This is a genomic window from Brevundimonas pondensis (assembly GCF_017487345.1).
Classification (GTDB): domain Bacteria; phylum Pseudomonadota; class Alphaproteobacteria; order Caulobacterales; family Caulobacteraceae; genus Brevundimonas; species Brevundimonas pondensis.
Genome location: NZ_CP062006.1, coordinates 1179546 through 1192333, shown reverse-complemented (window position 1 = coordinate 1192333; position 12788 = coordinate 1179546). Strand labels below are relative to the sequence as shown.

Annotated in this window: 11 protein-coding genes and 3 pseudogenes; 2 read left to right on the top strand and 12 right to left on the bottom strand. The window is 64.9% G+C overall.

The features are described 5' to 3' along the window. Positions 1-2 precede the first annotated feature (2 nt). The 4 genes from IFE19_RS05950 to rpsJ are packed head-to-tail and all read right to left on the bottom strand — an operon-like array spanning position 3 to position 2024. Positions 3-308, bottom strand: coding sequence for a 50S ribosomal protein L23 (locus IFE19_RS05950; protein ID WP_105563633.1), 306 nt, complete (start codon positions 306-308; stop codon positions 3-5). Then, on the bottom strand, positions 308-946 hold the full coding sequence (gene rplD / locus IFE19_RS05945) for a 50S ribosomal protein L4 (protein ID WP_207826378.1): 639 nt from the start codon (positions 944-946) through the stop codon (positions 308-310). The genes IFE19_RS05950 and rplD overlap by 1 nt, the downstream gene beginning before the upstream one ends. After that, the gene (gene rplC, locus IFE19_RS05940) at positions 946-1695 is read right to left on the bottom strand and encodes a 50S ribosomal protein L3 (RefSeq protein WP_207826376.1); all 750 of its coding nucleotides are present in this window, start codon (positions 1693-1695) and stop codon (positions 946-948) included. The genes rplD and rplC overlap by 1 nt, the downstream gene beginning before the upstream one ends. A gap of 23 nt (positions 1696-1718) precedes the next feature. After that, complete coding sequence (gene rpsJ, locus IFE19_RS05935; RefSeq protein WP_105563630.1) at positions 1719-2024, bottom strand: 30S ribosomal protein S10; 306 nt, start codon at positions 2022-2024, stop codon at positions 1719-1721. Between the two features lie 597 nt (positions 2025-2621). Between rpsJ and IFE19_RS05930 the strand changes: the two genes are divergently transcribed. Beyond that, positions 2622-3380, top strand: a complete 759-nt coding sequence (locus IFE19_RS05930) for an outer membrane protein (protein ID WP_207826374.1) — start codon at positions 2622-2624, stop codon at positions 3378-3380. A 148-nt stretch (positions 3381-3528) separates the two neighbouring features. On the opposite strand, the gene IFE19_RS05925 is transcribed toward IFE19_RS05930, so the two are convergent. The 8 genes and pseudogenes from IFE19_RS05925 to rpsL form a co-directional block, all read right to left on the bottom strand. Beyond that, positions 3529-4425 carry a GIN domain-containing protein gene (locus IFE19_RS05925; protein ID WP_207826366.1) on the bottom strand — a complete coding sequence of 299 codons (897 nt, stop codon included), beginning with the start codon at positions 4423-4425 and terminating at the stop codon, positions 3529-3531. A gap of 104 nt (positions 4426-4529) precedes the next feature. Then, a complete protein-coding gene (locus IFE19_RS05920; protein ID WP_207826364.1) occupies positions 4530-5438 on the bottom strand; it encodes a cupin domain-containing protein in 909 nt (302 codons plus the stop codon). Positions 5439-5452: 14 nt separating this feature from the next. After that, entirely contained in the window at positions 5453-6595 is a 1143-nt protein-coding gene (locus IFE19_RS05915) for a GNAT family N-acetyltransferase (RefSeq protein WP_207826362.1), read from the bottom strand. A gap of 232 nt (positions 6596-6827) precedes the next feature. Beyond that, positions 6828-8017 (bottom strand): annotated as a pseudogene (gene tuf / locus IFE19_RS05910) (elongation factor Tu). Between the two features lie 113 nt (positions 8018-8130). After that, on the bottom strand, positions 8131-8322 hold the full coding sequence (locus IFE19_RS18000) for a hypothetical protein (RefSeq protein ID WP_318780466.1): 192 nt from the start codon (positions 8320-8322) through the stop codon (positions 8131-8133). Between the two features lie 14 nt (positions 8323-8336). Then, positions 8337-10165 (bottom strand): annotated as a pseudogene (locus tag IFE19_RS18170) (elongation factor G). A 194-nt stretch (positions 10166-10359) separates the two neighbouring features. Beyond that, positions 10360-10832, bottom strand: a pseudogene (rpsG, locus tag IFE19_RS05900) (30S ribosomal protein S7). 78 nt (positions 10833-10910) lie between these two features. Further along, positions 10911-11285 (bottom strand): 30S ribosomal protein S12, encoded by a 375-nt coding sequence (gene rpsL / locus IFE19_RS05895; RefSeq protein WP_008260482.1) that lies wholly within the window; start codon positions 11283-11285, stop codon positions 10911-10913. Between the two features lie 997 nt (positions 11286-12282). Between rpsL and IFE19_RS05890 the strand changes: the two genes are divergently transcribed. Next, the gene (locus IFE19_RS05890) at positions 12283-12738 is read left to right on the top strand and encodes a hypothetical protein (protein WP_207826360.1); all 456 of its coding nucleotides are present in this window, start codon (positions 12283-12285) and stop codon (positions 12736-12738) included. Positions 12739-12788: the final 50 nt, after the last annotated feature.

The following is a 12788-nucleotide window of genomic DNA, read 5'->3' as shown; positions in this document are numbered from 1 at the left end:
TCTTAGAGCCCCGTCGTGACGTCGATCGACTGGCCGTCAGCCAGCGTCACGATCGCTTTCTTGATGTCCACGCGGCGACCGAGAATGCCCCGGAAGCGCTTGGTCTTGCCCTTTTGAACCAGGGTGTTGACCTTGAGGACGTTGACTTTGAACAGGCTTTCGACCGCAGCAGCGATCTCGTCCTTGGTCGCCGTGCCGGCGACGCGGAAGACGACCTTGTTCTGTTCCGACAGGATCGTGGCCTTTTCCGTGATGATCGGAGCCAGGATGGTGTCGTAGTGTTTGGCGGTGGGTTGAGCGGCGGCCATTATGCGGCTTCCTTCTCAGCGAAGCGCGCCTCGATGGCCTCAACAGCCGCCTTGGTCAGCACCAGTTTGTCGGCCCGCAGGATGTCATAGACGTTCAGGCCGGCGTTCGGCAGGACGTCGATGTGCGGGATGTTGCGAGCGGCCAGGCCGAAGTTGGTTTCGACTTCCGGACCCGCGATGATCAGGGCCTTGGTCCAGCCGAGCTTGCCGAAGGTCTCGCGCAGCGAGGCCGTCTTGGCTTCCTTGACCGAAACGCTGTCGACCACGATCAGATCGCCGGCCTTGACCTTCGAGCTGAGGGCGTGACGCAGGGCCAGGGCGCGGATCTTCTTCGGCAGCGAGAAGCCGTGATCGCGAACGACCGGGCCAAAGGCGCGCGAACCGCCGACGAACTGCGGTGCACGGCGCGAACCGTGACGAGCGCCGCCGGTGCCCTTCTGCTTGTACATCTTCTTGCCCGTACGAGAATTCTCGTTGCGGGTTTGAACCTTGTGCGTGCCGGCGCGGCGCTTGGCCAGTTGCCAGTTCACGGTACGAGCCAGCAGGTCGCCGCGGATGTCGGCGATGCCGAAGACGGCGTCCGACAGCTCAACGTCGCCAGCAGCCTTGCCGTCGAGTTTGATGACCGAGAGTTTCATTACGCTTCACCGCCTTCGGTCGCTTCAACGGCCGGAGCTTCTTCAGCCGGCGTCGAGGCGGGTTGAGCGGCCTTCGTCGACTTGACGGCGCCCGGGAAGGGAGCGTCGGCCGGACGGGCCTTCTTGATGGCGTCACGAACCTTGACGTACGCGCCGTCATGACCCGGGACAGCGCCCTTGATCAGGATCAGGCCACGCTCGGCGTCCACACGGACGACGGTCAGGTTCTGCTGAGTGACGATCTCGGTGCCGTAGTGACCGGCCATCTTCTTGCCGGGGAACGTACGGCCCGGGTCCTGACGGTTACCCGTCGAACCGTGCGAACGGTGCGAGATCGACACGCCGTGCGTGGCGCGCAGACCGCCGAAGTTCCAGCGCTTCATGGCGCCGGCGAAACCCTTACCGATGGTCTCACCCTGGATATCGACCTTCTGACCCGCCACGAAGTGGTCAGCCGACAGTTCGGCGCCCACATCCAGCAGACCTTCCGCGTCAACGCGGAACTCGGTCACATAGGCCTTCGGCTCAACCTCGGCCTTCGCGAAAACTTCGCGTTGAGCCTTGGCCGTGTTCTTGGCCTTCTTAACGCCAGCGCCCAGCTGCAGGGCGACGTAGCCGTCCCGCTCCTGGGTTCGTTGGCCGACGACTTGGCAGCCGTCGAGCTGAAGGACAGTGACCGGAACGTGTGCGCCGTCTTCGGCGAACACGCGGGTCATCCCCAGCTTCTTGGCGATCACGCCCGTGCGCATGTCGGATCCCGCCTCTTTCTTTCTTAAATCTTGATCTCGACGTCCACACCGGCCGACAGGTCGAGCTTCATGAGCGCGTCCACGGTTTGCGGGGTGGGGTCGATGATGTCGAGCACGCGCTTGTGCGTGCGGATTTCAAACTGCTCACGCGACTTCTTATCGACGTGCGGCGAGCGGTTCACGGTGAACTTTTCGATCAGGGTCGGCAGCGGGATCGGACCACGAACGGTCGCCCCGGTGCGCTTGGCGGTGTTGACGATCTCGCGCGTCGAAAAGTCGAGGACGCGATGGTCGAAGGCCTTGAGCCTGATGCGGATGCTTTGATCCATATCGGTTGTTATTCCCAAGCGGTCGGAACCGCGTCCCTGTGAACCATTTCAAAGACCGGAGCCTCGGGGCGACACCCCCAGGAAACGCAAATCCGCAAAAACGATCGGCCCACGCAGATATCCGCGAAGGCCGTAAAATCCCAAGAATGCTGCAAAGAACAGTAACTTAGGTCGTTCCTGCGAACCGCGTCTGCACCCGAAAGTGCACAGCCGGTCCAACAAGAGGGGCGCTTATGCCCTCTGATTCCGTTTCCGTCAAGCGTCGAAACCGCCACGCAGCAAGGGTTTGCGACTCATCGATCGCCCGCCGCCGATCTTGCCCGCCGTTCACATTATAGGGGCTACGAAAGATCGAACCCGCCCGTCCAATTAACGCCTGGGGCGAAAGCGCGGCCACATGACCGCTGCGTTAAGGGTCTGCCGCAATCCCGCCCCGCGTGGCGACGCAAACGTGCCGCAATGCGTCACACTTCGGCAACATCGCCCCCAAACCGCTGAAAGATGACAAGTTCGTTACAGCAAAGCGCCGATTGCGGGCCTATCTCCGCATCGCCGCCACGGTTGTGAACCGGGCGGCGCATAAAAAGGATACTCATAATGAAAACCGTCTTCCTCGCCTCCGTCGCCGCCGCGACCCTGATCGCCGCTCCCGCCTTCGCCCAAGACGCCATCGGCTCGGTCGGCGTCGCCTACAACTACGCTGACGTCGACGGCACCGACATCAACCGCGGCGTCATCGACGGCGTCGTCGCTTCGCCGGTCTTCGGCGACTGGACTGTGACCTTCAACGCTGAAGGCGCTTACACCGACGTCGAGAACGGTGGCGACGAAACCACCCTGGCCGGCGCCGTGCACCTGACGAAGAAGATCGAAGACATGCGCTTCGGCGGCTTTGTCGGCGCTTCGGAATTCGCCAACACCACCATGACCAACTTCGGTCTGGAAGGTCAGAAGTACCTGGACCGCGCCACCCTGACCGGCGTCGTCGAGTACGGCACCGCCGCTGACGCCGACATGTGGACCGTTGCCGGCGACGTCGCCTTCTACGCCACGTCGCAGCTGCGCCTGAACGCCGGCGCTTCGTACACGAACATCGACGCCGACAACATCTTCCTGGGCGCCGGCGACGTTGACGCCTGGTCGGCCGGCGTGGGCGCCGAGTACCAGTTCGCCAACTCGCCCTACTCGGTCTTCGGCGGCTACGACTACGTCAAGTCCTCGGACCTGGACGTCGACGCCAACGTCTTCAAGATCGGCATGCGCTACAGCTTCGGCGGCGGTCTGCAAGCCCGCGACCAAGCCGGCGCAAACCTGGGCCGCACCAGCAACGCCTTCACCGGCCTGTTCGCGAACTAAGTCTTCTTCGCGATCTCCGGATCGCCAGATGATGGGAAGCCCCGGCGGAGCAATCCGTCGGGGTTTTTTCTTGCCTGGAATCCAGATGCGAAAAAGGCCCGGGGGGTTCCACGCTCCCGGGCCTTCTCTCAGGGCGATGCGGGCCGGATCAGCGTCCGACGCGCACCTCGCCCGAACCCACGATTGAACGCGACACCGGTCCGGTCACCTCCGCCACCCGGACATCGCCTGAGCCGGCGATCGACGCGTCAAGACTGGCTGCAGTTCCATCAAAGCGCACGTTTCCGGACCCCGCCACGGCCACGTCCATGGTCGAGGCGCGCCCGCCCCGAATGGTCACATCCCCCGACCCGCCGATGGAGACGTCCGCAGGACCATTGATGCTGGTCACCACGATGTTCCCCGAGCCCCCGACATTGGCCTCGAGCCCTCCTGTCGCACCGGCGATGATTGAACCCGATCCGCCGACCGAGGCTTCCAGCGACTGCGACGTGCCTGCACGCACCGTGCCGGATCCACCCAGACCGATATCGAGGCGGCCATCGACATTGGCCACGGTCCAGGCGCCGCAGCCGCCGGCGCCCAGTTCCACGGAGCGCGCCCCCCGCCCCACTGCGCCGTAGACGCCGCTTTCCGAGCTGACATCCACGTTGCGCGGGGTGCGCAGCACCACCAGAGGGGCGTCTTCCATGCGAATACGGCCCTTGCCGGCCACGACGACCGTGGCGCCTTCGCCCGGCTGACGCGCGTCGGCGCGACCGCTATTGCACTCACGGACGCTGTCGTTGCTGAACTGCAGCAGGCTGCGCCGACGCCCCAGCCCACCGTCAATGCGAACCTTGTCGCCACGACGCTCGACTGTCAGTTGCGGCAGGTCCGCCGCGCCCGGCGTGATCTCGACGGCGATGTCTGCGCGATCCTCGGGAATGACGATGACTCGGGCGACCGCATTGCGAATCTCGGCGTCCTGGGCGGCGGCCGGTTGTGCGGCGGCCAAGGCGGCGAGAACGGCGGCCGAGGCGGCGGCGTAAACGGCGATCTTCATGACGGTGTCCCTCTCCAGATGTGAGATGAAACTGGCCCCGCCGACGCCGCGAGTCATTTTAAATCGAGGTCATGAAGTCCTTGTAAGAAAACGCCTTCGACACCTCAGGTCTTCAAGGCGCCTGCTCCGTCGGTCGCGCCGACCTCAGGTTCGAACTGCCGCTCGTAGGCGGCGATACGGCTTTTCAGCGCGCCGGTTCGTTTCAGCGCCAGGGAAGCCGCCCAACGCAGGGCCAGCTCCCCCTGCCCCATCCGGTCCGTCTGACGCGGCGAGCCGCCTCGACTGCGCAAGACCGCGTTGGTGTAGAGTGCGCCGTTGCGGAAGCGCGACGGCCAGGTCTGGAAATCCATCGACAGGGAGACGCAGAAACGGTCCAGATTTTCGACCCGATGCGGCGCATAGAGCGGCCAGGTCAGCGCCTGTCCCGGCTCCAGGTCCACCACCTGGGCGTCATCCTCAAAGGCCAGGGTGTAAGGGAGTTCCTCGGTCGTCTGGCGCGCCACGACCTGTTCCATGTCGCGCTCTGGCAGATGGCCCTCGTCGCCCGGATAGACAAAGATCCGCTTGCGGCCGCGCAGGTGAAACAGCACCACCCCGGCGGCGTCGAAATGATAGGGCACCCGCGCCTTGGGCGACGACAGGATCAACTGGCCCGCATTCTTGACCGCCTTCAGGCCGGGATAGCCCGCCTCGACCGTCTTGAACTCGGCCATGGCCGCCGCCCACAACTCGGGCCAGCCGGTCTCCACATCGCGCAGATTGACCCACAGCCTTCCCTGCTGGATCGCCTCCAGCAGTTGCGCCCCGTTCAGACGTCCGCGCGCTCCGGTCCGCAAGGACACCTGCCCCTCATCGTCGTAGTCGTACAGGTTGATGTCGAACAGCTCGGCCGGATAGCGGTCCAGCAGGTCCGCCAGCGCGGCGTCTTCGGCGAATCCCTGGGCGATCAGACTGTGCGGGTGGACGCCCGCCCGTGCGATCGGGCCGGCATAGCGTGTGCGGCGCTCGGACATGGTCATCTCCCTCATCACGACGCGGCCTTGGCGCGTCCAGCCGCCTTGGACAGGGCGGTTCGCGCCGCCAGGGCGGCCCCCCTCAGCCGTCCGGCCGTATCGGTCTCACAGGCCTCGATGACGTTCCATCGCCGCCGCACGCTGTCAATCAGCGCCGGCTTGCCCGCCAGGGCCAGCAACGAGGCCCCCGCCTCCCCCAGAACCGCGTTCAGGCCGGGCTTCATGATGCTTGCCTCGGCCACCGTCTGCACGGTGTCGCAAAAATAGCGCTTGTAGGTCTCGCCGCCGAAACCATAGTCGAAATCCCGATAGCCCAGCTCCGCCCCGAGACGGATGGTCTCCATGCTCAGCATGATGCCCGGCGAGCAACGCGCCAGCTCAGGAACATAGGCCGGGAACCAGAAATGGAACCGCCGGCCAGCGTGCAACGAATACTCCATCGCCGCAATTCGCCCTCCGGCCCTCAACACGGCCAGCGAGGCGCCGAAGTCTGGATAGTCAGCCGCCATCAGGGCGTGCAACAGATCTCGCGTCCAGCCACAGGCGAAGATGTCGTGCCGCCCGGTGCGCCTGTACTGCTCACGCTTCAACACGATCAGTTCATCCAGCAGGGCGCCGTCACGCAGACCGATCTGCACCTCGACGGCGCCGAACTCGGCGGCCATGCTGCGCCGGGCCCGTTCCTTGTCCTTGAAGTACTTGCCGAAGGCCTGGCGCCGGGCGGCGTACCAGGCGTCATAGCCGCCTTCTTCGGGGATGGTGGTGCGAAAGCTCTCGCCGAGCATCGCGCCCTCCGCCTCACCCACCCATCCGCTGACGCTGAACCGTGCGCCGCCCAGCAGATGCGCGACCTCCGCCAGGCTCGGTCTTTCCGCTTTCGGGCCGATGACGCCATGATAGTCGTTCATCGGCGCAGCAATCGGCAGGACAGCCCCGCCGCGCTTCTGGAAGGGGAAGTAGCCGACGACTTCGTCTCCGCGCCGGAACACGGCTACGGCGCTGTCCGGGCTGACCTGCGCCGCGATCTCGGCGAACTCGACGCGGAAGTAGGGACTGGCCAGATCAGGGTCCGCAGCCTGCCAGGCGGCCCACTGCACGCGTTCATCCGCCGTCAGTCGTTCCAGATCGCGAGTTTCAACCGTCAGTGCGCCGGACATGGCTCCTCCTTGCTCCAATGGAACAGCAAGTTCCATTCCGCCGGCCTGCTCTAGATCGAGCCGGTTTCGACACCGTTTAGAAGTCGCAGCCGCAACCTCGGCGCTTCGCCTGTCTCAACCAGAGACCGCTGCAAGGGCGGAGGTTTTGTCCGGACGGCAAAACGGCCCCCGGAGATCCGGAGGGCCGCTCTGTTACGCTTACTGTTCGGGTCCGGGGACCCGGATCGATCGATTACTCGACGATCTTGGCCACGACGCCGGCGCCGACGGTGCGGCCGCCTTCACGGATGGCGAAGCGCAGCTTCTCTTCCATCGCGATCGGCGTGATCAGTTCGACGTTCAGCTCGGCGTTGTCGCCCGGCATGATCATCTCGACGCCTTCCTTCAGGTGCACGATGCCGGTCACGTCGGTCGTGCGGAAGTAGAACTGCGGACGATAGTTCGTGAAGAACGGCGTGTGACGGCCGCCCTCTTCCTTCGTCAGGATGTAGGCTTCGGCCACGAACTTGGTGTGCGGCGTGATCGAACCCGGCTTGCACAGCACCTGGCCGCGCTCGACGTCTTCACGCTTGGTGCCGCGCAGCAGCACGCCCACGTTGTCGCCAGCCTGGCCCTGGTCCAGCAGCTTGCGGAACATTTCGACGCCCGTGCAGGTCGTCTTCTGAACCGGACGGATGCCGACGATTTCGACTTCCTCACCGACCTTGACGATGCCGCGCTCGACGCGACCCGTCACCACGGTGCCGCGGCCCGAGATCGAGAAGACGTCTTCCACCGGCATCAGGAACGGCAGGTCGATCGGGCGTTCCGGCTGCGGAATGTAGGCGTCGACCGCCTCCATCAGCTTCAGGATGGCTTCTTCGCCGATGGCGGCGTCGCGGCCTTCGACGGCGGCCAGGGCCGAACCCTTCACGACCGGGATGTCGTCGCCCGGGAACTGGTAGGACGACAGAAGCTCACGAACTTCCATCTCGACCAGCTCGAGCAGCTCTTCGTCGTCGACCATGTCCACCTTGTTCAGGAAGACCACCAGGGCCGGAACGCCGACCTGACGCGACAGCAGGATGTGCTCGCGCGTCTGCGGCATCGGGCCGTCAGCGGCCGAGCACACCAGGATCGCGCCGTCCATCTGCGCCGCGCCCGTGATCATGTTCTTCACGTAGTCGGCGTGGCCGGGGCGTCGGCGTGCGCGTAGTGACGGTTGGCCGTCTCATATTCCACGTGCGCCGTGTTGATCGTGATGCCGCGGGCCTTTTCTTCCGGCGCGGCGTCGATGTCGGCGTAGTTCATCGCCTTCGCGCCACCGGCCTTCGCCAGCGTCATCGTGATCGCCGCCGTCAGCGTCGTCTTGCCGTGGTCAACGTGACCAATCGTGCCGATGTTGCAGTGCGGCTTAGTGCGTTCGAACTTTTCCTTGGCCATTCTCTAGCTCCTGGAGGCTCCCCGAACCGGGGGTCCATTTAAGTTTGGGGATAGGTGGGGCGATTTGTGATCAAACCGCCCCTTTTTCAAGTGCATCCGTCGAAACGACGGACTTAGGCGTACTTCTTGATCACTTCGTCGGCGACGTGTTGCGGCACCGGCTCATAGTGATCGTATTGCATGGTGAACTGGGCGCGACCTTGCGACATGCCCCGCAGGGTGTTCACGTAGCCGAACATGTTCGCCAGCGGGACGAAGGCGTTGATGACGATGGCGTTGCCGCGCATGTCCTGTCCTTGGATCATGCCGCGACGGCCGTTCAGGTCGCCGATGACCGAACCGAGGTATTCCTCGGGGTCACGACCTCGACCGCCATGATCGGCTCGAGCAGCTTGGGCGAACCCTTTTCCTTCAGCTCGCGGAAGGCGGCGCGCGAAGCGATTTCGAAGGCCAGGACGCTGGAGTCGGCGTCGTGGAACTTGCCGTCCGTCAGAGTCGCCTTGAAGTCGATCATCGGGAAGCCGGCCAGCAGACCGTTTTCCTTGGCCGATTCAGACCCTTCTCGACGCCCGGGATGTATTCCTTGGGCACCGCGCCGCCGACGATGGCGTTTTCGAACACGAAGCCCGAACCCGCTTCACCCGGCTCGAAGGTGATCATGACGCGGGCGATCTGACCCGTACCGCCGGTCTGCTTCTTGTGCGTGTAGTCGATGTCGACCTTGCGGCCCAGCGATTCACGGTAGGCCACCTGCGGCGCGCGCCGATGTTGGCTTCCACCTTGTAGGTGCGCTTCAGGATGTCGACCTTGATGTCCAGGTGCAGCTCGCCCATGCCCTTCAGGATCGTCTGGCCCGACTCGTGGTCGGTCGAGACGGTGAACGAGGGGTCTTCGAAGCCAGCTTGGCCAGGGCGACGCCCAGCTTCTCCTGGTCGGCCTTGGTCTTGGGCTCCACCGAGATCTCTCGATCACGGGCGCCGGGAATTCCATCTTCTCGAGGATGATGGGCGACTTGATCGGGTCGCACAGGGTGTCGCCCGTGCGGGTTTCCTTCAGGCCGGCCAGGGCGACGATGTCGCCAGCGTAGGCTTCCTTGATGTCCTCGCGGTTGTTCGAGTGCATCTGCAGCATGCGGCCGACGCGCTCCTTCTTGTCACGCGACGAGTTCAGCAGCGACATGCCGGTTTCCATCTTGCCCGAGTACAGGCGGCAGAAGGTCAGCGAGCCGACGAAGGGGTCGTCCATGATCTTGAAGGCGAGAACCGACAGGGGCTCGTCGTCCGAGGCCTTGCGCGTGACCGGCTCTTCCGTACGGAAGTCGATGCCCGGCGTAGCCGGAATGTCGGTCGGCGACGGCAGGTAGTCGATGACGGCGTCGAGCAGGGGCTGAACGCCCTTGTTCTTGAAGGCCGAGCCGCCGAGGATCGGATAGAAGGCGCCGGTCAGAACAGCCTTGCGGATGCACTTCTTCAGCACTTCGACCGAGGGCTCTTCGCCGCCCAGGTAGGCTTCCATGGCGTCGTCGTCCAGTTCGACGGCGTTGTCGATCAGGTACTGACGAGCGGCGGCGGCTTCGTCGGCCATGTCGGCCGGGATGTCGCGGATGTCGGCGTCGGCGCCGACGGTGTCGGTTTCCCAGACGTAGGCCTTCATCTCGACCAGGTCGACCACGCCCTTCAGCAGGTTTTCAGCGCCGATCGGCAGTTGGATCGGCACGGCCTTGGCGCCCAGGCGGTCGCGGATCGACTGGACCGAAGCGGCGAAGTCGGCGCCGATCTTGTCCATCTTGTTGACGAAGACGATGCGCGGCACGCGGTACTTGTCGGCCTGACGCCAGACGGTTTCCGTCTGCGGCTCGACGCCGGCGTTGCCGTCCAGCACGGTCACGGCGCCGTCGAGGACGCGCAGCGAACGCTCGACTTCAATGGTGAAGTCCACGTGGCCGGGGGTGTCGATGATGTTGAGGCGCTTGCCCTTCCAGAAGGCGGTCGTCGCGGCCGACGTGATGGTGATGCCGCGTTCCTGCTCCTGGTCCATCCAGTCCATGGTGGATGCGCCGTCGTGGGTCTCGCCCATCTTGTGGTTACGGCCGGTGTAGAACAGGATCCGCTCGGTCGTCGTCGTCTTGCCCGCGTCGATGTGGGCCATGATGCCGAAGTTGCGGTAGTCTTCGATTTTATGTGTGCGGGGCATTGGAGTTGCCTTCGGGCTGCTTCGCGGACGCGGCGAGCGCCCATGGGTGTCGGATATGACGGCGCGGGCGGTTCAGTCTGAACGCCCGCGCCGGATCGTCTAGAACGCCGCCGTCCCCATAGATGCAAAGGGGGACGGTTTTAAGACGCTTACCAGCGGTAGTGGCTGAAGGCGCGGTTCGCCTCGGCCATCTTGTGGGTGTCTTCGCGCTTCTTGACCGCGGTGCCGCGGTTGTTGGCGGCGTCCAGCAGCTCGGCCGCCAGCTTTTCCGTCATGGTGTTTTCACCGCGCTTGCGAGCGGCGTTGACCAGCCAACGGATGGCCAGGGCGCGGCGACGGTCGGACGGACTTCGACCGGCACCTGATAGGTGGCGCCGCCGACGCGACGCGAGCGGACTTCGACCGACGGGGCGACGTTGTCGAGAGCGTTGTGGAAGGTCTCGACCGCAGTCTGTTCCTTCTTCTTGTCAGCCAGGATGTCGAAGGCGCCGTAAACGATGTTTTCGGCGACGGCCTTCTTACCTTCGTACATGACGTAGTTCATGAACTTGGTGACGATCAGATCACCGAACTTGGGATCCGGCAGAACTTCACGCTTCTGGGCGCGGTGACGACGCGACATAGGTTATTCCTTGCAGTGCCCGACAGACGCCGGGAAAATCTCTGAGGGTCCAGGCCGGCAGGCCTGAGACGATTTCGCTTACTTCGGACGCTTGGCGCCGTAGTGCGAACGACGCTGCTTGCGGTCCTTGACGCCTTGGGTGTCGAGCACGCCGCGCAGGATGTGGTAGCGAACGCCGGGCAAGTCCTTCACGCGGCCGCCGCGGATCAGAACAACCGAGTGCTCTTGCAGGTTGTGGCCTTCGCCGGGGATGTAGCAAACGGCTTCGTAGCCGTTCTTGGCCAGACGGACCTTGGCGACCTTACGCAGAGCCGAGTTCGGCTTCTTCGGGGTCGTGGTGTAGACGCGGGTGCAAACGCCGCGACGCTGGGGCGAACCTTCCAGAGCCGGGACCTTGTTACGGGTGGGCTTGGGCTTGCGCGGCTTGCGGATCAGTTGGTTGATCGTAGGCATACGATTAGTCTCTTTTCGATATGGAGGCGTGTGCCTGTCGGCCGGGGCGCCTCATGAGCCTTCTTTTGGACCGCGCCGAAGCGCCGCCCGGGTGTTGTTTTCGAGCGAGCCGGAACAGCCAAACGAAAAAGCCGGAACGCGCGCTTTGGGCGTTCCGGCGGGCACAGCCCGTCCGTTCAATTGTCACGATCTCAACAGACGGCGGACCGCCCACGTCTCGAAAGTGCGCGCCGTTTACGCCTTGGCCACGCTCAGGTCAAGGCCGCCGATGAACGCGCCCGACGCCCACCGCCCATGGCGCGCCCGGTGAAGAAGGCAGATCAGTCGTCAACGATCAACGTTCCGCTTTTGGCAAGACTCGCCGCAATATTGTCGCGCTTGCCCTGGCATCATTCTCAACGACGATTGGGGAGCCGCTATGAGCCTTGCCGTTCTGGCCCGCACGCCGGGTCGGCGTCTGCGTCCAGGAACACAGCGCGCCCTTCTGGCGGGGGCGTCGTTCCTGTTGCACGTCGCCGTCCTGGCCCCGATGATTCTTCTGGCGGCGGGCGAGGAGCACGCCTTCCCCCTGCCGACCCAACCGCCGATCATCCAGTTGGAGATCGAACCGCGTCCAATCCCGCCAGAACCGCGAGTGCGTCCTCTTCCGCAGAGGCCGACGCCGCCTGTCACAGCGTCTGCGCTCCCCATTCCACTCCGGCAACGGAGCCGCCGCGCTCGGCGCCGATCCCCGCGCCCCAGGTGTCGCCCCAGGCCTCGCCTCAACCTGCCCCTCAGAGCGCGCTGCGCCCCCTGCCTCAGACCGCGCCCATCGCCCCCTCGACCGACGCCGGCCGCCGCCGAACGCGCTTCGCCCGCCCCCTCGCCTGTCTTGCCGATCCGTCCGCGCAAAAAGGACGAGGATGAAGCACGTGACGGGCTCCCCTCACCCCCCGCGCCGCGCATTGCGGCGCCGGCTCCCGGCGCGCCGCCGGCGGCGGCTTCGGGCGTGGAGGGCGTGTCCGACGCCTGGCGTGTCGCGCCCGAGGGTCAGGCCGGACGCAATGCGCGCGCCCTGCGCGTGTCTCCCGCAGGGTGTCCGGCAGGAGAGATCCTGACGCGCGGCGAACGCATGATCTGCGACGAGCGGTTCAATGCACGGGCGGCCGAAGGCGCCACACGTCCCATCACCGGAAGCGGCAATGCTGAACGCGACGCCCGTTTCGCGCGCGAAGGCGCGCGAGAAATGCAGCGCTATGAAGCACAAAGACGCCCCTTGTCCGGCGGCACGGGGGTCGTCGGCCCCGCTGACTGTGTCGGCTCCAACCTTGGTACAGGCTGCGCTGGCGCGCACCTGCGCGACCTGCCAGGCGTCGACATGCGCCAGGGCGCGCGCAGCACCGTCAACGAAGGGGAGCGCCGCAACAGCGGCTTTTCCGCCAGCGTCGGCGGCCTGAGAGTCGGCGGCGACTGATCCTGCAGCCACCGCCTTCTCGACCGTCCCGAGGGTGAAGACCCAAGAAA